Annotated in this window: 16 protein-coding genes; 8 read left to right on the top strand and 8 right to left on the bottom strand. The window is 72.4% G+C overall.

The genetic code is table 11. From position 1 onward, the window contains the following. The first annotated feature begins 63 nt into the window (after positions 1 to 63). A complete protein-coding gene (locus ACYP53_RS22305; protein ID WP_459648688.1) occupies positions 64 to 1,338 on the top strand; it encodes an ROK family transcriptional regulator in 1,275 nt (424 codons plus the stop codon). Positions 1,339 to 1,508: 170 nt separating this feature from the next. Here the strand turns inward: ACYP53_RS22305 and ACYP53_RS22310 are convergent, their stop codons facing one another. The 3 genes from ACYP53_RS22310 to ACYP53_RS22320 form a co-directional block, all read right to left on the bottom strand. Further along, positions 1,509 to 4,052 (bottom strand): RICIN domain-containing protein, encoded by a 2,544-nt coding sequence (locus ACYP53_RS22310; protein WP_459648689.1) that lies wholly within the window; start codon positions 4,050 to 4,052, stop codon positions 1,509 to 1,511. Between the two features lie 317 nt (positions 4,053 to 4,369). Next, positions 4,370 to 5,371, bottom strand: a complete 1,002-nt coding sequence (locus tag ACYP53_RS22315; RefSeq protein WP_459648690.1) for a terpene synthase family protein — start codon at positions 5,369 to 5,371, stop codon at positions 4,370 to 4,372. Positions 5,372 to 5,534: 163 nt separating this feature from the next. Beyond that, the gene (locus tag ACYP53_RS22320; RefSeq protein WP_459648691.1) at positions 5,535 to 6,971 is read right to left on the bottom strand and encodes an FAD-dependent monooxygenase; all 1,437 of its coding nucleotides are present in this window, start codon (positions 6,969 to 6,971) and stop codon (positions 5,535 to 5,537) included. A gap of 16 nt (positions 6,972 to 6,987) precedes the next feature. On the opposite strand from ACYP53_RS22320, the gene ACYP53_RS22325 reads away from it, so the two are divergent. Further along, positions 6,988 to 7,134: a TetR/AcrR family transcriptional regulator C-terminal domain-containing protein gene (locus tag ACYP53_RS22325; protein ID WP_459648692.1), complete on the top strand. Its 147-nt coding sequence runs from the start codon at positions 6,988 to 6,990 to the stop codon at positions 7,132 to 7,134. A 105-nt stretch (positions 7,135 to 7,239) separates the two neighbouring features. Here the strand turns inward: ACYP53_RS22325 and ACYP53_RS22330 are convergent, their stop codons facing one another. Both ACYP53_RS22330 and ACYP53_RS22335 read right to left on the bottom strand, forming a co-directional pair. Continuing rightward, positions 7,240 to 9,579 (bottom strand): alpha-L-fucosidase, encoded by a 2,340-nt coding sequence (locus ACYP53_RS22330; RefSeq protein WP_459648693.1) that lies wholly within the window; start codon positions 9,577 to 9,579, stop codon positions 7,240 to 7,242. Positions 9,580 to 9,701: 122 nt separating this feature from the next. Beyond that, positions 9,702 to 11,195, bottom strand: a complete 1,494-nt coding sequence (locus ACYP53_RS22335) for an RICIN domain-containing protein (protein WP_459648694.1) — start codon at positions 11,193 to 11,195, stop codon at positions 9,702 to 9,704. A gap of 963 nt (positions 11,196 to 12,158) precedes the next feature. On the opposite strand from ACYP53_RS22335, the gene ACYP53_RS22340 reads away from it, so the two are divergent. From ACYP53_RS22340 to ACYP53_RS22365, 6 genes are read left to right on the top strand one after another with little or no spacing between them, the layout of a single operon-like run. After that, entirely contained in the window at positions 12,159 to 13,121 is a 963-nt protein-coding gene (locus ACYP53_RS22340; RefSeq protein ID WP_189918561.1) for a glycosyltransferase family 2 protein, read from the top strand. Continuing rightward, on the top strand, positions 13,118 to 14,524 hold the full coding sequence (locus ACYP53_RS22345; RefSeq protein ID WP_229928759.1) for an NAD(P)/FAD-dependent oxidoreductase: 1,407 nt from the start codon (positions 13,118 to 13,120) through the stop codon (positions 14,522 to 14,524). Before ACYP53_RS22340 ends, ACYP53_RS22345 begins: the two co-directional genes overlap by 4 nt. After that, positions 14,517 to 15,935 carry an aspartate aminotransferase family protein gene (locus tag ACYP53_RS22350; protein WP_459648695.1) on the top strand — a complete coding sequence of 473 codons (1,419 nt, stop codon included), beginning with the start codon at positions 14,517 to 14,519 and terminating at the stop codon, positions 15,933 to 15,935. Before ACYP53_RS22345 ends, ACYP53_RS22350 begins: the two co-directional genes overlap by 8 nt. After that, on the top strand, positions 15,932 to 16,288 hold the full coding sequence (locus ACYP53_RS22355) for a hypothetical protein (protein WP_189918565.1): 357 nt from the start codon (positions 15,932 to 15,934) through the stop codon (positions 16,286 to 16,288). Before ACYP53_RS22350 ends, ACYP53_RS22355 begins: the two co-directional genes overlap by 4 nt. After that, positions 16,285 to 17,751, top strand: coding sequence for a GMC family oxidoreductase N-terminal domain-containing protein (locus ACYP53_RS22360; protein WP_459648696.1), 1,467 nt, complete (start codon positions 16,285 to 16,287; stop codon positions 17,749 to 17,751). Before ACYP53_RS22355 ends, ACYP53_RS22360 begins: the two co-directional genes overlap by 4 nt. A gap of 53 nt (positions 17,752 to 17,804) precedes the next feature. Next, a complete protein-coding gene (locus tag ACYP53_RS22365; RefSeq protein WP_189918929.1) occupies positions 17,805 to 18,965 on the top strand; it encodes an MFS transporter in 1,161 nt (386 codons plus the stop codon). Between the two features lie 79 nt (positions 18,966 to 19,044). Here ACYP53_RS22365 and yjfF read toward each other — a convergent pair whose 3' ends face one another. Genes yjfF through ACYP53_RS22380 form a run of 3 tightly spaced genes read right to left on the bottom strand, consistent with a single transcriptional unit; the run spans position 19,045 to position 22,621 of the window. Then, positions 19,045 to 20,016 carry a galactofuranose ABC transporter, permease protein YjfF gene (gene yjfF, locus ACYP53_RS22370; protein ID WP_189918569.1) on the bottom strand — a complete coding sequence of 324 codons (972 nt, stop codon included), beginning with the start codon at positions 20,014 to 20,016 and terminating at the stop codon, positions 19,045 to 19,047. Then, positions 20,013 to 21,101 carry an ABC transporter permease gene (locus ACYP53_RS22375; RefSeq protein WP_189918571.1) on the bottom strand — a complete coding sequence of 363 codons (1,089 nt, stop codon included), beginning with the start codon at positions 21,099 to 21,101 and terminating at the stop codon, positions 20,013 to 20,015. The genes yjfF and ACYP53_RS22375 overlap by 4 nt, the downstream gene beginning before the upstream one ends. Then, positions 21,098 to 22,621 (bottom strand): sugar ABC transporter ATP-binding protein, encoded by a 1,524-nt coding sequence (locus ACYP53_RS22380; RefSeq protein WP_459648697.1) that lies wholly within the window; start codon positions 22,619 to 22,621, stop codon positions 21,098 to 21,100. Before ACYP53_RS22380 ends, ACYP53_RS22375 begins: the two co-directional genes overlap by 4 nt. Positions 22,622 to 22,701 lie beyond the last annotated feature (80 nt).

The raw sequence follows: 22,701 nt of genomic DNA on the forward strand, positions 1-22,701 counted from the left end.
TTGTTTGAACTAACCCTGCTAAAGTCAAGAGCAGTGACGGGAACGGCGCGAGAGGAGTGGTCGATGGCATCGGCACTGGAGGGGACCGGCGTCCGGAGCCTGGCGATGGCCGGGCCGGCCGTCGCCCGGGACCGCTCCTCGGCCCGGCGGGCCAATCTCGGCATGGTGCTGCGGCTGCTGCGCGACGACGGCCCCCGCACCCGCACCCGGATCTCCGAGGACACCGGCCTGCCCAAGGCCACCGTCTCCAACCTGACCGCGGAACTCCTCGACGGCGGCCTGATCCGCGAGGGCGAGGCCGAACGCGACCGGGGCACCGTGGGCAGACCCGGCCAGACCGTCGAGATCGACGGCACCGGCGTCCACGGCATCGGCGCCGAGATCAACGTCGACTACGTCAGCGTGCTCGCCCTCGACCTCAAGGGCCAGGTCACCGCCGAGGAGCGGGTCCCGTTCGACGTCCGGGCGGCCGGCCCCGACGCCGTCCTCGACACCACGGCCAAGCTGATCGCCCGGGGCGTCGAGCGGCTCCGCCGCGACGGCGGGCGGGTGGTCGGCGCCACCCTCGCCACGCCCGGCACCGTCGACCTGGCCACCGGAACCGTCACCTACGCCTCCAACATCGGCTGGCGGGACGTGCCCGCGCTCGCCCGCCTGCGCGAGCGGCTCGGCGCCACCGCCCCCGAGCTGCACCTGGAGAACGACGCCAAGCTCGGCGCGCTCGCCGAGTACGTCCAGGCCTCCGCCGACGACGTCCGGGACCTCGTCCACGTCACCGGCCAGACCGGCGTGGGCGTCGGCATCATCGCCGGCGGCCAGCTGCTGCGCGGCACCGGCGGCTACGCCGGCGAGGTCGGCCACCTCCAACTGGTGCCCTCCGACCAGCTCTGCGCCTGCGGCCGGCGCGGCTGCTGGGAGACCACGATCGGCCGGGGCGCCCTGCTGCGCTACGCCGCCGACCCCGGGGACATGGTCTGGGACCCGATGGTCGACCTGGAACGGCGCCTCGCCGAACTGCGCGACCGGGCCGAGGCCGGGGACGCCCGCACCCTGGACGCGCTGCGCCGCATCGGCGACAACCTCGCCCCCGGGATCGCCCTGCTGGTCGACATCCTCAACCCCCGGCTGGTGGTGCTCGGCGGGCACTTCGCGTACTTCGGCGCGTACCTGCTGGACGGCGTCACCGCGCAGGTCCACGAGCGGGTGATGGCGCCGAACGCCGGCGGCTGCGAGATCGTGCTGTCCCGGGTCGGCCTGACCGGGACGGCGCGCGGGGCCGCGCTGCTCGCCCTCGACGCCGTCTATCGGGACCCGGTGCGCGCGATGAACCGCGGCTGAGCGGCGCCAGAACCGCGCCCGAGCGGCTCGGACGCTGCTTCAGCGCTATTTGTTCAGGTCCTGGCCGAATCAATCGCCGGCCACGGCCTGGCGGGGCCCCACGGACGTCTTCCGCGGGGCCCCGCGAGGTCACACCGGGCGCGGGCGTCTCTCACCCGCCCGCCCCGGGCTCAGCCGATCGTCCAGCGCTGGAGGGCCGAGCCGGTGTCGGGCTGCTGGGTGACCAGCGCGCCGTCCCCGGTCGAGGCGGTGGTCAGCAGCAGTCCGCTGCGCTGCGAGGACAGCGTGTAGCCGCCGCCCGCCGCCGGGGTGGCGGTCCACCGCTGGTTGGCGCCGCCGGTGCAGGCCCACTGGATCACCCGGGCGCCGGCCGCGGTGGAGCCGCCGCTGACGTCCACGCACAGCTTCGACTCGGCGTTGACGATCCGGTAGCTGCCGTCGCTCTGCCGGGTGAAGACCCAGCTCTGGTTCGCTCCCCCGTTGGGGCTCCAGGTCACCAGCTGGGTGCCCTGGGTGGTGGAGTGGCCGGGATCGTCCAGGGCCCGGCCGGCCGCCACCACGGTACGGGTGCCTTCGAGCGGGGTGGTGACCGCCCAGGTGAAGCTCACCGACCCCGTCGCCGTACCGGAACTCGCCGTGACCCGCACCGTGCTGGAGCCCGGCGCGGTGGGCTTCCCGGTGATCAGGCCCGAGGAGTCGATGGCAAGTCCGGCCGGGAGGCCGGTCGCCGTGTAGGTCAGCGCCCGGCCGGCCGAGTCGCTCGCGGTGATCCGCAGCGAGACGGCCGCGTCCACCGCGCTCGTCTGGTCGCCCGGGCCGGTCACCGTGACGGTCTCGGGAGCCGTACCGGTCGCCGTGAGTGTGAGGGTCTGCTCGGCGGCGGTCCGCCCGCCGCCCACGGCGCTGCCGCCGGCGTCCGTCCAACTGCGGTTCGGCGTGGTCTCGGTGAGCCGGCCGGCCGACCCGGAGAGGCCGAGAGCCAGGCCGCTGTAGCGGTTCACGATCCGCAGCGACCCGGTGGCACCGCCGCCGGGCGCCGTACCGGGCAGCAGGAACCACTGCTGACCGACGCTCGGCCCGCCCGCCGCGGCCGCGCCGACGGTGGGCCGGGCGCCCCAGGCGCGGCCGCCCTTCGTCGCGGAGTCGACGCCGAGCAGCTGCCCGGTGGCGGCGTTGGTGATCCGGTAGGACCCGTCGCCGTCGGCGGCGAAGGTCCAGGACTCCCGCGCTCCGCCGGTCGGCGCCGCCAGCGAGGTGGTGGCCTGGCCGCCGTCCGCCTGGGCGAGCACCCGGCCGTCGGCGTTGGCGATCCGGTAGGTCCGGCTCAGGTCGACGGGCGGCCGCGCCGGGGACGCCGAGTCGATGGTGACGGGCACGTACTCGCCGGACGCGCCGCCGGAGCAGCCGAAGGCGCAGTAGGAGCGGAAGGTCTTGCCGACGATCGCCGAGCCGGTCCGGTTGGCGCCGTCCAGGAACCAGCGGTACCAGGAGGCGGTGTGGTAGCCGCCGGTGTCGCCGATCGGCACCCACTTCTGGGTGGCCAGGTCCGCGGTGGCGTAGTACTGCTGGGGCGCGTTTCCGCTCTGGTCGACGGCCTGCGGCTCGCCGATGTACAGCCCGAGGTAGGCGTCGTACGTGACGTCCATGACGAACAGCGGCGAGGTCGGGGGCATCGTCCCGGCCGCGATCTGCTCGGCGGCGGTGCCGGTGTCGGCCGGGTCGTACTCGTCCCCGGCCGGGGTGTAGCCGTCGGGGTGGGCCGCGTCGACCGGCACCGTGTTGCTCTCCCTGCCGCCCTTCCCGGGCTGGGACCAGGAGCCGTCGTACCACTTCTGCCACGAGCCGGGCGCCATCTTGGCGGCGATCGGCGACCGGGCCACGTGCTCGTGGAAGGCTTTCCAGCCGCCGCTCTTGTCGACGATCCGGGAGCCGTAGAAGACGTAGAAGTACCCGGAGGCGGTGTCCGCCAGCAGCCGCTGGTCGCCGTCCCCGTAGGAGTAGGTCTGGTTCGGGAACTGCGCGGTGTCGCCCCGCTTCGTGCTGTACGGGGAGGTGATGACGTGGTCCCTGATGCTCCAGGTCCGGCCCTGGTCGGTGGAGACGGCGTAGTCGATGGCGTCGTAGTGGAGGCCGTCGCCGAAGGGCTGCGGGGTGAACTCGTTGTGCACCAGCCCGTACCAGTCGCCGGTGTCCGGGTCGACCCAGACGCCGGACAGGTCGCAGTAGTTCTTCTGCGCGTAGCCGCTGCCGCCGCCGGCGGCGGTCGCCTCCCGCCCGGTGGGGCTGTTGTCGCAGCGCGCGGTGGTGTCGTTGTTGCGGTCGCTCGGGTCGGCCGGGTTGACGGCGTCGCTGACCGCGGCGGACCGGGCGGCGGTGTCGAAGTCGGTGCCGGTGAAGAAGTCCCAGTAGCGCGGGTCGTTCTTGCCGTAGAGCGCGGCCGACTGCTGGAACCAGAAGGTGCCGTCCTTGTCGAGGTACGGGACGGCCGGGGTGTCGGTGGGGTGCGCGTAGGGGGTCGGGGCTCCGACGGTGACCGTGTAGGGCGCGGCGGCGGGGGCGCCGGCCGGGGGTGCGGCCGCGAGGGGTGCGGCGGTCGGGGGTGCGGCGGCCGGGGACACGGCGGCGGCGGGAAGGGCGGAGGCGGTCGCGGAGGCCAGCAGCGCGGCCGCGGCCGTCAGCAGGGTGACGAGTCGTCGGGGTGGGGGTGTGGGCACGGGTACTCCTTCACCGGCGTGGGCGCCGCTGATTCGGTGGGGGGAGCCGCCCGGGAGGCAACGCGCCGTCATCGGCGGTGGGGGCGGCCGGGTGCGCACAAGGTCGTTGCGAATCTGCTTGACACTGACCAATATTGCGCAACTTCGAACAAACAGTGTCAGGACCCCCTGGCGAAGTCAAGACACCCGGCACACCTGCGAGAACCGGTGCGACACCTCGCCGTACGAACGAGAAGTGCCGGACGCCCGCTCACCCTGCGGGACGTCCGGCACCAAAAAGCTGATCACTTCTGTGTGGTTCTACGGAATACCGATCACTAGCGAACCGTCCGGTCGGGCTTCACCGGGTCGACGGCGAGGGCGGGTTCGTCGGCGGGCACCGGGTGGGAGTAGCGCCGGGTGGTCCTGCTCCACTCCAGGTAGCCGCTCATCGCCGTGCGCATGCAGTCGACGATCCGCTCGGCGGTGTCGGCGTCCCGGAGCCCGACCGCGCTCGACAGCCGCCGTTCCAGGGCGAGGAACTCCTCGGCCCAGGAGCTGACCATGCCCTGGATCTCGCGGAGGCCGTCGGCACGGTCCCGGCCCGGCTCGTTCTCGATGACGAACACCAGGTTGTGGAGGTCGCCGCGCGACTCCTCCTTCTCCACGGAGTGCACGTCGTTGAGGGTGTCGACGACGTCCGCGGTGATGTCGAGCATCCGGCGCACCACCGGGTCCGTGGCCAGCCGGCCCGGGAGTTCGAAGCCGTACGCCTTCTGACTGAGGTCGATCATGGCGTAGACGAAGCCGGACCGCCGGCGCAGGTCCATGTACTCGGCGCGGGTCGGGACCCGGCGGCGGGCACGGTTGCGCGCCTCCTGGACGTAGGCGTCGAGGTACCACTGCCAGTGCTGCCCGGTGCGTTCCAGCCAGGCGGGCGAGGCGCCGTCGGCGAGGCGGCGCCACACGTCGCCGAACGCCCGGACCAGCGGCCCGGCGCCCTCCGGGGGCTGTCCGCCGGTGGCGATGACGTCGGCCAACTCCGCGCAGACGGCCGCGACTTGGTCGGGCCGGTCGGCCGGCGGGCCGTCCACGTGGTCGTCGAGGAAGGTGGCGACCACCACGGCGTCCACGGTCAGGTCCAGCCGCTCCCCGACGGCCCGGGGGTTCCAGCCGGCCATCAGCCCGGCGATGTCCCAGCGCAGGAAGCGCGCCTCGTCGACCGGGTCCGCGACGAGCCCCTGCCGGCGGCTCCAGCGGAGGCTGCGGTGGCGCGCCGCGTCGGCGTCCGGGCTGGTCTCCGCCCGGAAGGGGAGGGTGAACGCCGTGTCCTGGGGCATGCGAGGCCCTTTCGGGGAAGGGGGTGCCGCGAGGAAGGGCGCGCGCGGTTGTTCCGGCTGCCACTGGACCCAAGGGTCACCGCGACCGTCCCCCGGCCGCAAGGGCGCGAACCGGCCTCGACGACGACGCTCACCTGCGGCGCCGCGTGGGGCGTCTGAGGGTTCAGCCGGCGAGCAGGCCGTGGCGGGCCGCGTAGTCCGCGAGGCCGTCGGGAGTGCGGCCGGCCCAGCCGAGGTAGCCGTCGGGGCGGACGAGGAAGACGCCGGTCCCGTACGCCTCGTAGGCCGGGATGCGGACCACGGGGGCGGTGACAGCGGGCAGCGGGGCGTCGGTACGGCCGGGACCGTCGAGGCCGACCGTGAGCAGGGTCCAGTGCGGCCCGCGGAAGGCGTCGAAGAGGCGGGTGCCGCCCCGGCGGCCGTCGGGGGCGCGGTCGCCGGAGCGCAGCGCGTCCTCCGGGAGGTCCGGGCGGGTGTCCACGGCAAGCGAGGACTCCCGGTAGCCGAGGCCGAGTTGCTGGGTGGCCCGGCCGCGGCGCTGCTGACCGCGGTGGACCCGGGTCGACAGGTCGAGCATCGCGGCCGCGGTGGCGCGGCGCTCCTCCTCGTAGGTGTCGAGCAGCGACGGGTCCGACCGCCCGGCCAGGACGGCGGCGAGCTTCCAGGCCAGGTTGTACGCGTCCTGGACGCTGGTGTTCAGGCCCTGCCCGCCGGCCGGTGAGTGGATGTGCGCGGCGTCCCCGGCGAGGAGGGCCCGGCCGGCGCGGAAGCGGTCGGCGAGGGCCGCGCGCGGGCGGAACTCGGAGATCCAGCGCAGTTCGGTGACCTGCCCGGCGGTCAGGTGGGAGCGGGCGGCGACGACGTCGCGCAGGCCGTCGAGGGTGAGGTCCACGGCGGTGCCCTCGGGGAACCCGGCGACCAGCTGGAAGTCCTCGGTGCCGCCCAGCGGGCAGATCGCCAGCAGGCCCTCGTCGGCCTGGAACACGTGCCAGTGCTCGCGGCCCAGTCCGGTCACCCGCACGTCCGCGATCACCATCGGGGCGGGGTCGACGGTCTCCCCCGTCATGCCGATGCCGAGCAGCCGCCGGACGGTGGAGCGTCCGCCGTCGGCCGCGACCAGGTAGCGGGCCCGGACCGGCTCGCCGGTGGCGAACTCGGCGGTCACGCCCTCCTCGTCCTGGGCCAGGCCGACCAGTTCGCGGCCGAAGGCGACCTCGCCGCCCAGCTCGCGCAGCCGCCCGTACAGGATCCGCTGGGTGCGCCACTGGGGCAGCATCAGCGTCTCGGTGTACGGCTCGGCCTCGGAGGGTTCGGCCGGGTCGTACATGGATTGCTCGCCCTGCGGCTCGCCGTCCTTCCAGAACAGGTTGGGCGGGTAGTGGCCGGCCACCGCGCGGATCCGGTCGAGCACGCCGAAGTCGTCGAGGACCTCCAGGGTGCGCGGCTGCAGGCCCTTGCCGCGCGAGCCGGGGAAGAGCTCCCGGCCGCGCTCGACGGCGAGCGCGGAGACGCCGTGCCGGGCGAGGTCGAGCGCGAGGGCGAGGCCGGTGGGCCCGGCCCCGATGATCAGGACGTCCGTGTGCGTGCCGTGAGTGGTCACGACAACCCCCTTAACGTTGTTAAGTAGCCGGTGCGCCCAGCGTGTACTTAACGGCCCGCTGGCCGAGGCGGGCCGGGTGATGTTCCAGGACTTCGACGCGGGCTTCGAGGGGGGTCTGGCGCTGCTGCTCGCCGGGGTGGAGGCCACACTGCTCGGGCGCTGACGGCCCGTCGGCGCCCGTGCGACACCGGGGCGGCGCCGACACGACGCCGCCGGCACCGGTGGGGAGCGGCACCGGTGCCGGCGGACTCGGCGGAGGAGGCGTCCGTCAGAGGGTGAGGACCTGCCAGTCCTGGTTGGCGCCACCGCTGGTGGGCCACTGGACGACGGGAGCGCCGTCGGCGGTGGAGGCGTCCTTGACGTCGGCGCACCAGCCGTTGCGGACGTTGACGAGCCGGTAGTAGCCGCCGGTCGCGGAGGGGACGAGCTGCCACGACTGGTTGTCGCCGCTGTCGCCGGTCCACTGGTCGAGGTTCGCACCCTGGGCGGAGTTGCCGGGGCTGTCGAGGACCTTGCCGCTCTTCGCGTTGGACAGCCGGTAGGAGCCGTCGGAGTTGGGCACCAGCTTCCACTGCTGGCTGGCGGCACCGTTCCAGGTCGACTGGACGACCAGGGCGCCGTCGGAGGCGGAGGCCCCGCTGACGTCCAGCACCTTGCCGCTGCCGCGGTTGACCAGCCTGAAGGTGCCCGGGTCCCCGCCGAAGGGCCGGTCGTAGACCTCCAGGTTGCGGATGGACGCGTACACATTGGTCGGCAGCCCGGTGACAGTGACCCGCACGTACCGTGCCTGGGTGCGGAACTGGGCGACCTGGACCTGGCCGGTGCCGGTCGTCGCGGTGAGGTCGGCCAAGGTGGTCCACGTGCTGTTGTCGGTGGAACCCTCGATCTTGTACCGGTAGTTCGTCTGGTCCAGCTCCCAGGCGATCCGGGTACCGGTCAGCGAACGGGTCGAGCCGAGGTCGACCTTCAGCCAGTGCCCGGTGCTGCCGTCGTTCGCGCACCAGCGGGTGGCGGTGGAACCGTCGACCGCCCTGGCCGCGGTGTTTCCCTTGGAGCTCTCCTCACTGTCCGAGGTCGCGGTCCTGCCGGCGGCGATGTCGGACGGCTGCACGCTCCGGTCGAGGACGACGCCGATGACGCTGTCCTGGGGGTGGGCCGTGCGGTCGACGCCGGTGACGGTGACCCGGCCGTCGGTGCCGACGGTGTGGGAGAGGTTCCCGCCGGACCGTACGTCGAACACCCGGGTGACCTTCGCGTCGCCGACCGCCGGGGTGGTGAACGAGGTGCCGTTGTAGCCGGACAGCAGGTGGACGTAGACGGTGTCGTCCTTGTACGTGAAGCCGTACTGTCCGTCGACCGGGTTCCACGGGCCGCCGCGGGTGCCGTAGACGGACTGGCCGCAGGCGGCCATGAAGGTGCCGATCTGCCGCAGCAGGCCGGCCTGGGCGTCGGGGACGGTGCCGTGCCGGTCCGGACCGACGTTGACCATCACGGTCATGTTCCGCACCCAGCAGTTGACCAGGATGCTCATCGCGGTGTCGTAGCTCATGGCGGAGTTGCCGGAGTAGCCCCAGGTGCCTCCGACGCTGAAGACCTTCTCGACCAGCCGGCCCGTGCGGATCGCCCCGGTCGGGACGCCCGGACCCTCGTCGCTGTCGTAGTCGCCCTTCCAGCCGGAGCGCGAGGTGGCGACGATGTCGGGCTGGTGCTTACGGACCATGCCCATCAGGCCCAGCGGCCTGCCGTTGTCGTCGGTCTCGCCGTACGTGGCGTCCACCTGCCACTGGTTGGCGCCGTCGCGGAACCGGCCGGGCTCCCAGAAGAACGCGCCGGACGCGTCGGTGCCCTGCTCCGCGATCCAGCCGCCGTCCCACCACAGGTCGTCGATCACGCCGTACTGGGTGACCAGTTCCTTGACCGACTGGTACACCTCGGTCTTCATGATCCGCGCGTTCTCCTTGTGCGCGGCGTCGGTGGTGTAACCCCAGGGGTTGGTCGCGCAGTTGGTGCCGGTCACGTCGTAGTATCCGGGGTAGCGCCAGTCGATCGGCGAGTAGTACAGGCCGACCTTCAGACCGGCCGCCCGCACCGCCGCGACGTAGTCCTTGACGAAGTCACGGTTGAGCGGCGCCTGCCCGGAGCTCCAGGCGTTGGGGTGGTTCAGCGGCCACAGCGCGAAGCCGTCGTGGTGACGCGTGGTCAGCGTCGCGTACCTGGCGCCGAGGTCCTTCGCCAACTGGGCCCAGGCCGCCGGGTTGTAGGCGTCGGCGGTGAACTGCTGGGGAGTCGCGTCGGTGACGTACTTCTTGTAGTTCTCCGGGGTGACCGCGGCGCTGTGCATGTACCACTCGCCGTTGGCCGGACCCGCGTACGGCCCCCAGTGGATGAACATGCCCAGCTTGGCGTCCTGCAGCCACTGGATCTTGGAGTCCGGCTGCTGCTCGATCCCCAGGTCGACCTGCGGGATCCGCAGGGGAGGGAGCGGCAGCGGGTCGGCGGCCGCCGCGGCGTACGCGGGCGTCGTCATGGCGACGGAGCCGACCGTGGCGGCGACCGTGAGGGCCGCCATACCGGTGAGCACCGATCTGCGTGAGATGGAATCCGGCACCGTGGATCCTTACCGTTCGTCGTTGGACAATGGGGTTGATGTCGTCGGCGTCTTTGGCCCGGTACGCGGGGCCACTCCCCGGACGGGACCGGTCGCCGGCCGGGCCCGCTGCTGTCGGCAGGTCAGGACAGGGTCCAGCTCTCGCCGGCAGCGCTCGCGCTGCCGCCGGTCTCCTGGTCCACGACCGCTCCCTGCGTGGTCGAGCCGCCGGTGCCGATGGTCAGGCCGCTGCCGACGCCGACCAGCACGTACGTGCCGCCGGTGGGGCCGCCGGTGAGGTCCAGCGCCCACTGCTGGTTGACGCCGCCGTTGCAGGTCCACTGCTGCAACAGTGCGCCGCTGGTGGTCGAGTAGCCGGGGACGTCCAGGCACAGCCCGCTGTGGACGCTGGTCAGGGTGTAGATGTTGTCCGCCACCCAGGTGAGCTTCCACTTCTGGTTGGCACCGCCGGTCGACGGCCACTGGACGACCCCGCCCCCGGTGGCGGTGGAGGCGCCGGACACGTCCAGCAGCATCGAACTGGCCGCGTTGGTGAGGGTGTACGTGCCGGCGGCGGGGATTCCGCTGCCGGCCGACCAGGTGCCCGCGGCCGTGTCGAGGGACCAGGCGGGGTACTGGCCGAGGTTGACCGTCGTCCCCCGGATGGTCAGCGGGAGCCAGATCAGCTTGGAACTGCCCAGGTCGCCGGTGTTCCAGCGGTCGCCCGCATAGATGTACGAGGTGCCCGAGGAGCCCTGGACGGTGATGATGTTGGCCGTCTGGCTCTCGTACGTGTGGGTGCCGGGGGCGGCCAGGTCCCGCCAGGACGACCACGGTCCGCGCAGGGACGTGGCGGTGGCGTAGACGTTGTCGTTGAGGTACCAGCCCGACAGGTGCGACCCCAGCATGTAGTAGGTACCGCCCACCTTCACCATGGCCGGGGACTCGATGCTGCCGCCGCCCAGGAGCGCGACCGCGCTGTCCACCGAGAGGTAGTCGGCGGAGAGCTTGTCGATCCGCAGGCCGCCGTTGTCGCGGTCCTCGGTCAGCAGGTAGCCGGTGCCGTCGGATTCCTGGAACAGACCCAGGTCACGGCTGACGTTGCCCAGCGGCCGGAAGCTGCCCCGGTAGACGTACGGGCCGCAGGGGGTGCTGCTGGTGGCCACGCCGGCCTTCGCGTCGGAGTAGTCGGCGTTGTCGATGTGCAGGTACATCACATACGTCCTGGTCGACGCGTTGTAGATGACCTTCGGCCGCTCGACGATCCGGTTCGGCCCCAGATCGCCGCTGCTCTGCCTGGCCAGTGCCACGCCCCGGTAGGTCCAGGTGCCGAGGTCGTCGGAGGTGTAGCAGGGGATGTCCAGGAACGAGGTGTCCGCCGAGGTCGCGCCGGTCTTGTCCTCGCCGAAGCCGTACCAGGTGCTCCCCACCTTGACGATGCCCAGCCCGTGCAACTGCAGCGCGTTGCCGTTCTGGTCGGTGCGGATCGCTCCCGGGGTGAAGGCCACCGAGGCCGCCTGGGCCTGTGCGGCGGACGGCGGCACCGCCATGAAGGCGCCGAGCAGGGCGAGGAACCCGGCGACTGCGGTGCGCCACCGGCTGACCGGCCGGTCGTCGCGTGCGGGACTGTGGGACAAGGGGTTTCACCTCTCGTGTGAGCACGTGCTCCGGCGCGGCTCGGTCACCGCCTGGTGCCGGCTGACCTGCGGGACATCACGCGGGACATCGAGCCGATGCCGGCCGGTCGGCACGCGTCGGCAGCTGGTGGGTTCTGTCGAGGCGTCGCTCCCGGCCGTCCCCGGCACGGCCTGGCCGGTGGTGCGGGCCGAGACCGGAGACGGGCGTGCCGGACGGGTCACCGCTGCGGCGAACCGCCTGTGGATCCGCACAGGTGACCACCGGAGGCGTCCATGACATGGGATGGATTAAGGCGCATAGGTCGGGCGTTTGTCCAGAGGTTCGACAGTTTCTGATGACGTATCGCACGATGGGGGGCGACCGACCGGCCCTGCGGCGGCATACATGGGATGTATCGGTGCACTATCGCGCCCGAAGCCTGCGGGAACGGAAGACCCACCCGCAAAGGACGTGACAAGTGCTTCCGATGGATTCCGGCCACATTGCCAGGGTGTGCCGCCGAGACGTCACCGGCCCGCGCCGACGCGCGCGCCCCGGGTCAGGGCGCGATGCGAGGCCCCTCGGCCCGGTTCGGCGACCAGGGAAGACCGCTTCGCCGCGGGGATGTTCGACCCGGCGATCGACGGCGGGACGGAACGGCACCCCGGACCGGGCCGACGCCGCGACCGGCCGCCCGGACAGGGCCGCCGGGGGCGAGCCCGGATCGCGCCCACGCTGCGGGTTCGACGCCTTCGACTCCCCATTCCGGAACATGAGTTGTTAACGCTCACATGTGGACTCAAACAGCTACACGACTCACTCGAATAGTTCGTATCACCTTGCGTCGCAGGTGGAGGCGCTGAGAGCGTTAACAAGTCCACGGGGACAAGATCTGAACGCCGGTCAACCCCCGCTGCGGACCCACGAGAAGCCCGACGTCTTCGACCACCCACCGACACACACCAACTCCCCTAAGGAGTGCCGTGTTACCGAAACGCCGTGTCTTCGACAGCCGGCGACCGCTGCTCAGCGTCGTCGTACCCTGCTACAACGAAGCCGAGGTGCTAGCGCACACCCACGATCGCCTGAGCCGTGTCCTGGACGGTCTGCCGGACTTCGACTGCGAGCAGATCTACGTGGACGACGGAAGCGCCGACGGCACCTGGGATCTGATCAACTCACTGGCCCGGAGCTCGGGTTCCACCCGGGCGATGCGGCTGAGCCGGAACTTCGGCCACCAGAGCGCCTGCCTGGCCGGACTGCGCGAGTCCCGGGGCGACGCCGTCGTCGTCATCGACGCGGACCTGCAGGACCCTCCGGAAGTGATCGCCGAGATGGCCGCGCTGTGGCGGGACGGCTGGTCGGTCGTCTCCGCCCGGCGGCGCAGCCGGGCGGGCGAGACCGTCTTCAAGCGAGCCACCGCCGCCGCGTTCTACCGCGTGCTCGGCGCGATCTCCGACCGGCCGCCCGAGCTGGACACCGGCGACTTCCGGTTGATGGACCGGGAGTTGGTGGAACTGCTGTCGGTCTCGCTCGAACAGGACCTCTACCTCCGCGGTGCCGTCAGCTGGTTCGGACTGCCGGAGACCAGCGTGCCGTACGACCGCGACGCGCGGTACGCGGGCGCGTCGAAGTACACCCTGCGCAAGATGCTCGCCCTGTCCCGCAACGGTCTGCTGGCCAACTCCTCCCTCCCCCTGCGTCTGCCCGCCTACGTGGGAGCGCTCGCCCTGGTGGGCGGGGCGACCGCCGCCGCCGTGCGCCGTGACGTCCGGCTGCTGGCGGCCTCCGGCGCGTTCGGCGTCCAGGCGCTGGCCCTGGGCGTGGTCGGGGAGTACCTGGACGCGGTGCTCCGCCAGGTCAGGGGCCGGCCCCACTACGTGGTCGGTGAACGACTCGAAGCGATCAGCGGATCCGTACACCTTGAGGAGCGTGTCGCCCTGTGACCACGACAACGGAGCAGAACGCGTCGCCGGCCGCGCCGGTGGACGTGGTGATCGTCGGAGCCGGTTTCACCGGCCTGTCGGCCGCGCTCGAACTGGCCTCCCAGGGCCGGAGCGTGCGCGTCATCGAACGCGAGGACGTGGTCGGCGGGCTCGCCGCCAGCTTCGACGTGGGCGAGGGCAGGCGGCTGGAGCGGTTCTACCACCACTGGTTCGACTCCGACCAGGAGATGGTCCGGCTCTGTGCGGGGTTGGGCCTGTCCCACCTGCTGGAGGCCCATGAGACCCGGACCGGCGTCTACTACGCCAACTCGGTGTACCGGCTGTCCGCCCCCCTGGACCTGCTGCGGTTCACCCCCCTGCCGCTGGTGGACCGGCTGCGGCTCGGCCTGCTGGCGCTGCGGGCCCGGCGGGTGAAGCACTGGCGGGACCTCGAATCGCTGACGGCGCAGGAGTGGCTGGTGTCGCTGGGCGGCCGCCGGGTCTACGAGACCGTCTGGCGCCCGCTGCTGGAGGGCAAGTTCGGCGACTACGCGTCCCAGGTGGGCGCCACCTGGATGTGGACCAAGCTGCACCTGCGCGGCGGCAGCCGCTCGCGGTCCGGCAAGGAGACGCTGTACTACCTCAAAGGCGGCTGCGAGACGCTGCTGGACGCGCTCAGGCTCCGGCTGGAGTCGCTGGGTGCGGAGATCCTCACCGGCACCGAGGTCGAGGCCGTCCACGTCGGCGGGTCCGGGGTCGACGGGGTGACCGCGGGCGGGGTCTTCCACCGCGCCCGCCAGGTCCTGGTCACCGTGGCCCCGCCGACGGCCGCCGCACTGGTCCGGCACCAGGACGCCGACGACCCGCGCGTCGCGCAGCTGCGCCGGAGCTGGTCGGCGGTCGACTACCTGGGCAACGTCTGCCTGGTGCTGGAGAACAACCGCCGCCTGTCGGACACGTACTGGCTCAACGTCAACGACCCGGGCTTCCCCTACGTCGGCGTCATCGAGCACACCAACCTGGACCACCCCGACCGGTACGACGGCCGGCACGTGGTCTACCTGTCCAAGTACCTGCCGACCGACGCCGAGCTGTACCGGATGTCCGACGAGGAGGTCTTCCGCTACAGCCTGCCGTTCATCCAGCGGATGTTCCCCGACTTCCGGGAGAGCTGGGTGGAGCGCTACCACGTCTGGCGCGCCCCGTACGCCCAGCCGGTGATCACCCCGGGCTACACCCGCACCATGCCCCCGGTGGAGTCCGGGATCCGCGGACTGTACCTGGCGGGAATGGCCCAGGTCTTCCCCGAGGACCGCGGCACCAACTACGCCGTCCGCGACGGCCGCCGCGCCGGGCGGCTCGTCCTCGACCGCCTCGCCGCCGAGCGCGCCCCCGAAACCGTCTCCGGGAGTCACCATGCCTGAACTGCTGACCGTCGACCAGGCCGAGGCCATGACCGCCGAGCAGGTCCACGACCTGTACCGACGGTACGTCAGCCGCAGCCAGGTCTCCCTGATCGGGTCCTTCGGCTTCGGCCGGGACGTGGTCGACCACGCCGAGGGCGCTTGGATCCACCTGCGGGACGGCCGGCGCGTCCTGGACTTCACCGGCGGGGTCGGCGTGCTCAACCACGGCCACAACCACCCGCGGATCCTCGCGGCCCGCCGGCGCTTCCTCGACGCGCAGCGGATGGAGGTCCACAAGAACTACCTCTCCCCGTACGTCGCCGCGCTCGGCCACAACCTCGCGCAGCTGCTGCCGGAGGACCTGAACATCAGCTACTTCCCCAACTCCGGGGCGGAGGCGGTGGAGGGCGCGGTGAAGCTCGCCTACAAGTACCACCGCGGCCGTCGGGGCACCGTGCTCCACAGCGACATCGCGTTCCACGGGAAGCTGCTGGGAGCCGGGAGCCTGACGGCCTCGCCCGAGGTCCACTTCCCGTACCCGCAGATCCCGGGCACGGACGCGTTCACCTACGACGACCTGGACTCCTTCCTGCTGGCCCTGGAGCGCCACACCTCGTCGGCCGGCGAGTCCGACGTGTACGCGGTGGTGCTGGAGCCGTTCAGCGCCTCCAGCCTGCGCGAGTGCTCGCCCGGGTTCCTCCGCGCGGTGCGGCGGCTGTGCACCGAGCGCGACATCGTGCTGGTCTTCGACGAGGTCTACACCGGCTGGGGCAAGACCGGGGAGCTCTTCCACTTCCTGCACCACCCGGGTCTGGTCCCCGACGTCGTCACCACGTCCAAGTCCTTCGGCGGCGGCAAGGCGTCGATCTCCGGGTACATCGCCCGCGAGCGGATCTTCCGCAGCGCCTACGACAACCTGGCCGACGCCACGCTGCACAGCACGACGTACTACGGCTTCGGCGAGGAGACCGCGACCGCGCTGGAGGCGGTGGCCGTGGCCGTCGACGAGGACTTCCCCGGGCGCGCGCGGAAGCTGGGCGAGCGCCTCGGCGACGGACTGGCCGGGATCGCCGCCCGGCACCCGCGCCTGGTGCGGGAGGTCCGGGGCCGGGGCGCGCTGCACGGGGTGTTCCTGACGCCCGGTCCGCAGCTGCCCGAGAGCGTGCGGACCAAGCTGCCGACCGCCGCCGCGAAGGACCCGCAGGCCATGTCGAAGGTGCTGACCGCGGCGGTGATCGCCGCGCTCTACCGCGACCACGGCGTGCTCACCTTCTTCGGCTCGAACCGCTCGATCGCGCTCATCGCCTCGCCGCCGCTGGTGGCCGAGCCGGACGAGGTGGACCTGTTCCTGACCGCCCTGGACGAGGTGCTGTCCCGGGGTGCCACCCGGCTGCTCGCCGGACTGGTCAAGGAGAAGGTGTCCGCATGACCGGCACCGCGTCCGCCCTGCGGGCCTCCGGTCTGCCCCGCTGCTGGGCCGTCGAGTTCGCGCCGCTGCGGTCCCCGGCCGCGCTGCGCGAGGCGGTCCGGCACACGGCGGAGAGCCTGGACCGGGCCCCGGCCCTCCAGCGCTGGGGCCTGTCGGTGGCCCTGCGGCTGTTCCCCGCGGCCTTCCTCGCGGTGTCCGGCCGCTTCCCCCGGAGCGCCTCGCCCGCACAGCTGCGGGCCGGGCTGGCGCGGCTGCGCGGTGTCCCCGGGTACGCCGAGGTCCTGCGGGCCACCACGGCACTGGCCCTGTACGGCGCCCTGGACGGACCGGCCTCCCGGGAGGCACTGCGGTGAGCGGCGCAGCCGACGTCGACTGCGACGTCCTGGTGGTCGGCTCCGGTGCGGGCGGCAGTGTCGCCGCGCGCGAACTGGCCGCCGCCGGCCGCGAGGTGACCGTACTGGAGGAGGGGCCCCGGGTCAGCACCGAGGACCTCGCGGCCGCCGCACCCGCCGAGTCCATGCGCCGCCTCTACCGCAACGGCGGGGCGACCGCGATCCTCGGCACACCGCCGATCGCCTACGGCGAGGCCTGCGTGGTCGGCGGCACCACGGTGGTCAACGGCGGTCTGCTGTGGCAGCCCTCGGCGGCCCTCCTCGACCGCTGGGCGACCTGGAGCGGGTACGGCGGCTACCGGGACGACGTGGTGGGCGCGCACTTCGCGCGGGTGCGGAAGAGGCTGGGCATGATCGTGCAGGAGCACGGCGACGGCAACGCGGACTCCCGGCTGCTCGCGCAGGCCGCCGCCTCGCTCGGCTGGCGCTGGCAGCACCCCCAGCGGGTGGTGCGGGGCTGCCGCCACCGCAACCAGTGCGCCACCGGGTGCCCGAGCGGTGCCAAGCAGAGCATGGCCCTCAGCTACCTGCCCGACGCGGAGGCCCTGGGCGCCGTCATCGAACCCGGTGTCCGGGTGGAGCGGATCCTCCACGACGGCGGCGGCACCGCCCTCGGCGTCGCGGCGACCGGCCCCGACGGACGGCCGGTGCGCTACCGCGCCCGGACGGTGTTCGTCGCCGCCGGTCCGGTCGGCACCCCCACCCTGCTGCGCCGCAGCGGGATCCACCGGCGGGCGGCGGGCCGCCGGCTGGCGCTCCACCTCAACCTGCGGACCGTCGCCCGCTTCCCCCGGGCCGTGGACGCCACCCGCGGCACCATGTTCACCGCCCAGGTGCAGGAGCACTCCGCGCTGGGCGTGCTCGTCATGCCGTCCAACGTCACCCCCGGCGGACTGGGCGCGGCGCTCGCCGGACGCGACCCGGGCCAGGTCGCCGCCCTGCTCGCCGCCCGGGCGCACCTGGGGATGTTCACCACGCAGGTGCGGGTGCAGGGCACCGCGCGGATCAGCGCGGTCCTCGGCGGCTCGCCCCTGCTGCGGCACGGCCTGACCGGTGCCGACCACGACCTGATGCGCCTGGCGTTCCGCCGCACCGCCCGGCTGCTGTTCGCCGCGGGCGCCGTGGAGCTGCTGCCGCCCACCAGTTCGGCCCCGCCGCTGCGTTCGGAGGCCGACGCGGCGGAGTACTGCGCGCGGGTCCGGCCGGGCGACTGGGAGCCGGTCTCCGTGCACGGCATGGCGAGCTGCCCGATGGCCCTGCCGGAGCGCGGCGGGGTCGTCGACGACCGCGGCCGCCCCCACGGCTTCACCAACCTGCACCTCTGCGACGCGAGCGTCCTGCCGGGCGCTCCCGGGATCAGTCCGCAGGGAACGATCATGTCCTACGCCCACGAGATCGTGGCCCGTCATCTGGAGAGCACGTGACCGACCAACCGACCGCCCAGCGCGTCGCGGCAGCCCCGGCCGCCCCCGTACGGATGTTCAGCCCGGCGGCGACGGTGGCCTCCTGTGCCGGATTCGTGCTCATCGGCGCGCTCCAGGCGCTGTACGGGCCGACGATCCCCGCGTTCCGGGCCGACTTCCAGCTCTCCCCCGCGGCCGCCGGACTGGGCCTGAGCGCCCACTTCGTCGGTGGTGTCGCCGGCGTGCTGCTCTTCGACCGGCTGTTCGGGCGGATCGGCAACCGCCGGATCCTCGGCGCCTCCTACCTGCTGATGGCGGTCGGCGCGGCGGGGTTCGCCCTGGCCCCCGGCTGGCCGCTCGCCCTGGCGATGGCACTGCTCGCCGGGCTCGGCTTCGGCGGGATCGACTACGGCCTCAACCAGCTCTTCGCCGTGGGCTTCGGCCACCGTTCGACGGCGATGCTGAACGTCCTCAACGCCCACTTCGGCATCGGCGCGATCCTCGGCCCCGCGCTCGTGGGCGCGGTCGGCGCCGAGCACTACCCCGCGCTCTTCCTGGTCTTCGCCGCGGCCAACCTGCCGCTGCTGCTGTGCCTGCGCGGTGTGCGCGACCGGGCCCCGCAGCAGACCGGTGGCGCCGGCCCGGACGAGGCCACCGGAAGCGCGCTCAGCCGCAGCCTGGGCTCGGTGCTGGCCGTCTTCGTCGCCCTGTACGTCCTGCACGTCGGCATCGAGGCGGGTGTCGGCGGCTGGGAGCCCACCCACCTGGAGACGGTCGGCTACGGTGCCGGGCTCGCCGCCACCGCCACCTCCGTCTACTGGCTGATGATGACCGTCGGACGGTTCCTGGTCGCCCCGATCACGCTGCGCTTCTCCGCCGAGGCGATCATCACGGTCTCCTGCGCGGGGATGACGGTCTGTCTCCTGCTGGCGTCCGTACGGGACATCGCCCCGTACGCCTACGCGGGGGTCGGCCTGTTCATCGCGCCGATCTTCCCCACCGGGCTGCCCTGGCTCAACCGGGCCGCGCCGCGGGCCCGCCGGGCCGGCGCGCTGGTGATCGCGGCCTCCATGGTGGGCGGTGTCGTCGCGGGGCCGACCCTCGGCAAGGCCATCGAGTCGCTGGGCGTGCGCTCGGTGCCCCTGGTGCTCGGGGCGGTCTCCGCGCTGTGCGTGGCCGCGACGCTCTGGCTCATCCGTGCCACCCGACCGGCCCGGGCCCCGCGGGGCGCGTGAGCGGTCACCCCGGCACAAGACCCCGGCGCCCGCGGCCTCCTCGAAGGCCGCGGGCGCCGGGGTCTTGTGCCGGGTGCGCTCAGCGCCGGCGGGCGGTGATCAGGCGCTGCAGGACGATGAAGACGAACAGCAGGGCGCCGATGACGATCCGGGTCCACCAGGAGCTGAGGGTGCCCTGGAAGCTGATCACGGTCTGGATCAGCCCGAGCACCAGCACCCCGAGCAGGGTGCCCAGCAGGTAGCCGGAGCCGCCGGTCAGCAGGGTGCCGCCGATGACGACCGCGGCGATCGCGTCCAGTTCCAGGCCCACCGCGTGCAGGCCGTAGCCGGACAGCATGTAGAAGGTGAGCAGCACGCCGCCGAGCGCGGAGCAGAAGCCGCTGATCGCGTAGACGGTGGTCTTGGTGCGCTGGACCGGCAGGCCCATCAACAGCGCCGACTGCTCGCTGCCGCCGAGCGCGTACACGTTGCGGCCGAGCCGGGTGTAGTGGAGGACCACGAAGCCGACGGCGACCACCAGCAGCGCGATGACCGCGCTCGGCGAGACGAACAGGCTGCCGAGCGGGATCCGGGTCTGCGCCATCGCGGTGTACTGCGGGTCGGTGATGGAGATCGAGTCGATGCTGATCGTGTAGCACAGGCCGCGGGCCAGGAACATGCCGGCCAGCGTGACGATGAACGGCTGGATCTCGAAGACGTGGATGACCCAGCCCATCAGCCAGCCGCCCGCGGTGCCCATCAGCAGGACCAGCGGGATCACCAGCAGCGGCGGCCAGCCCTGCCGCTCGACCAGCCAGGCGGAGACCATGGTGGACAGCGCCACCACCGCGCCGACCGACAGGTCGATGCCGCCGGTCAGCACGACGAAGGTCATGCCGACCGCGACGACCAGCAGGAAGGCGTTGTCGATCAGCAGGTTGAGCACGACCTGGCCGGAGAAGAAGCCGTCGTACTGAGCCGAGCCGACGCCGAACATCGACACCAGAAGGACGGCGGTGACCAGCAGCGGGATCTGGCCGCGCAGGCGGGTCAGCAGGGCGTTGGCGTTCATGCGCCGACCTCCCGGTTGGTGGGGCCCGCGGCGTGCGACCGGGTGGTACGCCGGGTCCGCGTGCCGCGGGCGGCGAGCTTGGCGCGGAAGACGGGCGACTGGATGAGGCAGACCGCGATCACCACGAACGCCTTGAACACCAGGGTGGTCTCCGGCGGGATGCCGATGGTGTAGACGGTGGTGGAGAGGGTCTGGATGATGAGCGCGCCCAGGACGGTGCCGCCGATCGAGAACCGGCCGCCGTTCAGCGAGGTCCCGCCGAGCACCACCGCGAGGATGGCATCCAGTTCGATCCACAGTCCGGCGTTGTTGCCGTCGGCGGCCGAGACGTTGGAGGACACCATCAGCCCGGCCAGCGCCGCGCACAGCGCGCTGAACACGTAGACCAGGCCGACCAGGCGCATCGCCCGGATGCCCACCAGCCGGCTGGCCACCGGGTTGCCGCCGACGGACTCCAGCAGCAGGCCGAGCGCGGTGAAGCGGGTCAGCAGCACGGTGGCCAGCACCACCAGGGCGCTGAGCAGGATCGCGAACGGCATGGTCAGCCAGTAGCCGCCGCCGATCAGCTTGAACGGGTCGCTGGTGACGGTGATGATCTGGCCGTCGGTGATCAGCTGGGCCACACCGCGTCCGGCGACCATCAGGATCAGGGTGGCGATGATCGGCTGGACGCCGACCCTGGCCACCAGCACCCCGTTGACCGTGCCGAGCACCAGGGCGGCGCCCAGCGCGATGCCGAGGGCCGTCAGCACGGTGCCGACGCTCCCCGGGTCGGACGAATCGCTGATGTGCAGGCAGGCCAGGGCGCCGGAGATCGCGACGGTGGAGCCGACCGACAGGTCGATGCCGCCGGTGGCGATCACCAGGGTCATGCCCAGGGAGACCAGGATCAGCGGGGCGCCGAAGTGCAGGATGTCGATCAGGGAGCCGTAGAGGTGGCCGCCCTGGAGGTGGACGGAGAAGAAGTCGGGGGTGAAGGCGAGGTTGGCCACCAGGAGCACGGTCAGCACCGCGGCCGGCCAGAACAACCGGGACCGGATCACCGCCTTCACCGGGCTCGCAGCCGTTGCCGTTGCCGTGCTCATCGGTCCGCTCCGCTCGCGATGGTGGCCATGACGTGCTCCGGGGTGAGCTCGCCGTCGTTGTCGAGTTGGGCGACCATCCGGTGGTCGCGCAGCACGCCGACCCGGTGGCTGAGCCGCAGCACCTCCTCCAGTTCGGCGGAGATGAACAGCACCGCCATCCCGTCGTCGGCGAGGTTCGCCACCAGTTTCTGGATCTCGGCCTTGGCCCCGATGTCGATGCCCCGGGTGGGTTCGTCGAGGATCAGCAGCTTGGGGTCGGTGATCAGCCAGCGGGCGAGCAGCACCTTCTGCTGATTGCCGCCGCTGAGGTTGCGCACCAGTGCCTCGGGGTTGCCGGGGCGGATGTCCAGGGCGCGGATCCAGCGCAGCGCGTACTGCTCCTGCACGGTGCGCGACAGCGGGCGCGTCCACCCGCGGGAGGCCTGAAGCGCCAGCACGATGTTCTCGCGGACGGTCAGCTCGCCGACCAGGCCCTCGGTCTTGCGGTTCTCGGAGCAGAAGGCGATGCCGTGGGCGATCGCGTCGCGCGGGCCGCGCAGCGCGGTCTCGGCACCCTCGATCCGCAGTGTGCCGCCGTCGCTCTGGTCGGCGCCGAACAGCAGCCGGGCGGCCTCGGTCCGTCCGGAGCCCAACAGCCCGGCCAGTCCGATCACTTCGCCCGACCGGATGGCCAGGTCGTACGGCTCGACGGCGCCCCGCCGGGTCAGCCCGTCGGCCTCCAGGAACACCGCTCCGTCGGCCGGTGCGGTGCGCTCGCTCCGCTTGCCGCCGCCGAGCCGGTCGAGTCCGGCGAGCTCGGCGCCGATCATCCGGGAGACCAGTTGGACCTGGTTCAGCTCGTTGATCAGGTACTCGCCCTCCAGCCGGCCGTTGCGCAGCACGGTCATCCGGTCGCAGATCTCGTAGATCTGGTCGAGGAAGTGCGTGACGAACAGGATCGCCACGCCCTGGTCTCGCAGGCGCCGCATGACGGCGAAGAGCCGGCGCACCTCGTCGCGGTCCAGACTGGAGGTCGGCTCGTCCAGGATCAGCACCTTGGCGGAGAGGTCGACCGCGCGGACGATGGCCACCAACTGCTGGACGGCGATGGAGTGGCTGTTCAGCGGCGTGCTGACGTCGATGTCCAGGTCCAGCTCGCGGACCAGCTCGGCGGCCCGGCGGCGCATCCCGGCCCAGTCGATCAGGCCGAACCGGCGGGGTTCCCGCCCGATGAAGATGTTCTCCGCGACCGACAGGTTCGGGCAGAGGTTCACCTCCTGGTACACCGTGCTGATGCCGGCCTGCTGGGCCTGCAGCGGCCCGGCGATCCGCACCCGGTCGCCGGCCAGCACCACCTCGCCGCCGTCCGCCGGGTGGACCCCGGTGAGCACCTTGATCAGCGTGGACTTGCCGGCGCCGTTCTCCCCCAGCAGGGCGTGCACCTCGCCGGGGAAGAGCCGGAAGTCGACCCCGTCCAGCGCCACCACTCCGGGGAACTCCTTGCGGATCCCCCGGACTTCCAGGACCGGTTGCTGCCGCACCCCGGTTCTCCTCTCGTGTGTCCCGGACGCGTCCCGCCCTCGGGCGGTCCGGTCCGGTCCGTGCGGGCCGGACCGTGCGG

Source organism: Kitasatospora sp. Ki12, assembly GCF_054601375.1.

Coding starts and splice junctions, on each gene's coding strand:
- ACYP53_RS22350 (WP_459648695.1), top strand. CDS start 14,517: ATGCCTGAACTGCTGACCGTCGACCAGGCCGAGGCCATGACCGCCGAG.
- ACYP53_RS22355 (WP_189918565.1), top strand. CDS start 15,932: ATGACCGGCACCGCGTCCGCCCTGCGGGCCTCCGGTCTGCCCCGCTGC.
- ACYP53_RS22315 (WP_459648690.1), bottom strand. CDS start 5,371: ATGCCCCAGGACACGGCGTTCACCCTCCCCTTCCGGGCGGAGACCAGC.
- ACYP53_RS22305 (WP_459648688.1), top strand. CDS start 64: ATGGCATCGGCACTGGAGGGGACCGGCGTCCGGAGCCTGGCGATGGCC.
- ACYP53_RS22365 (WP_189918929.1), top strand. CDS start 17,805: ATGTTCAGCCCGGCGGCGACGGTGGCCTCCTGTGCCGGATTCGTGCTC.
- ACYP53_RS22375 (WP_189918571.1), bottom strand. CDS start 21,101: ATGAGCACGGCAACGGCAACGGCTGCGAGCCCGGTGAAGGCGGTGATC.
- yjfF (WP_189918569.1), bottom strand. CDS start 20,016: ATGAACGCCAACGCCCTGCTGACCCGCCTGCGCGGCCAGATCCCGCTG.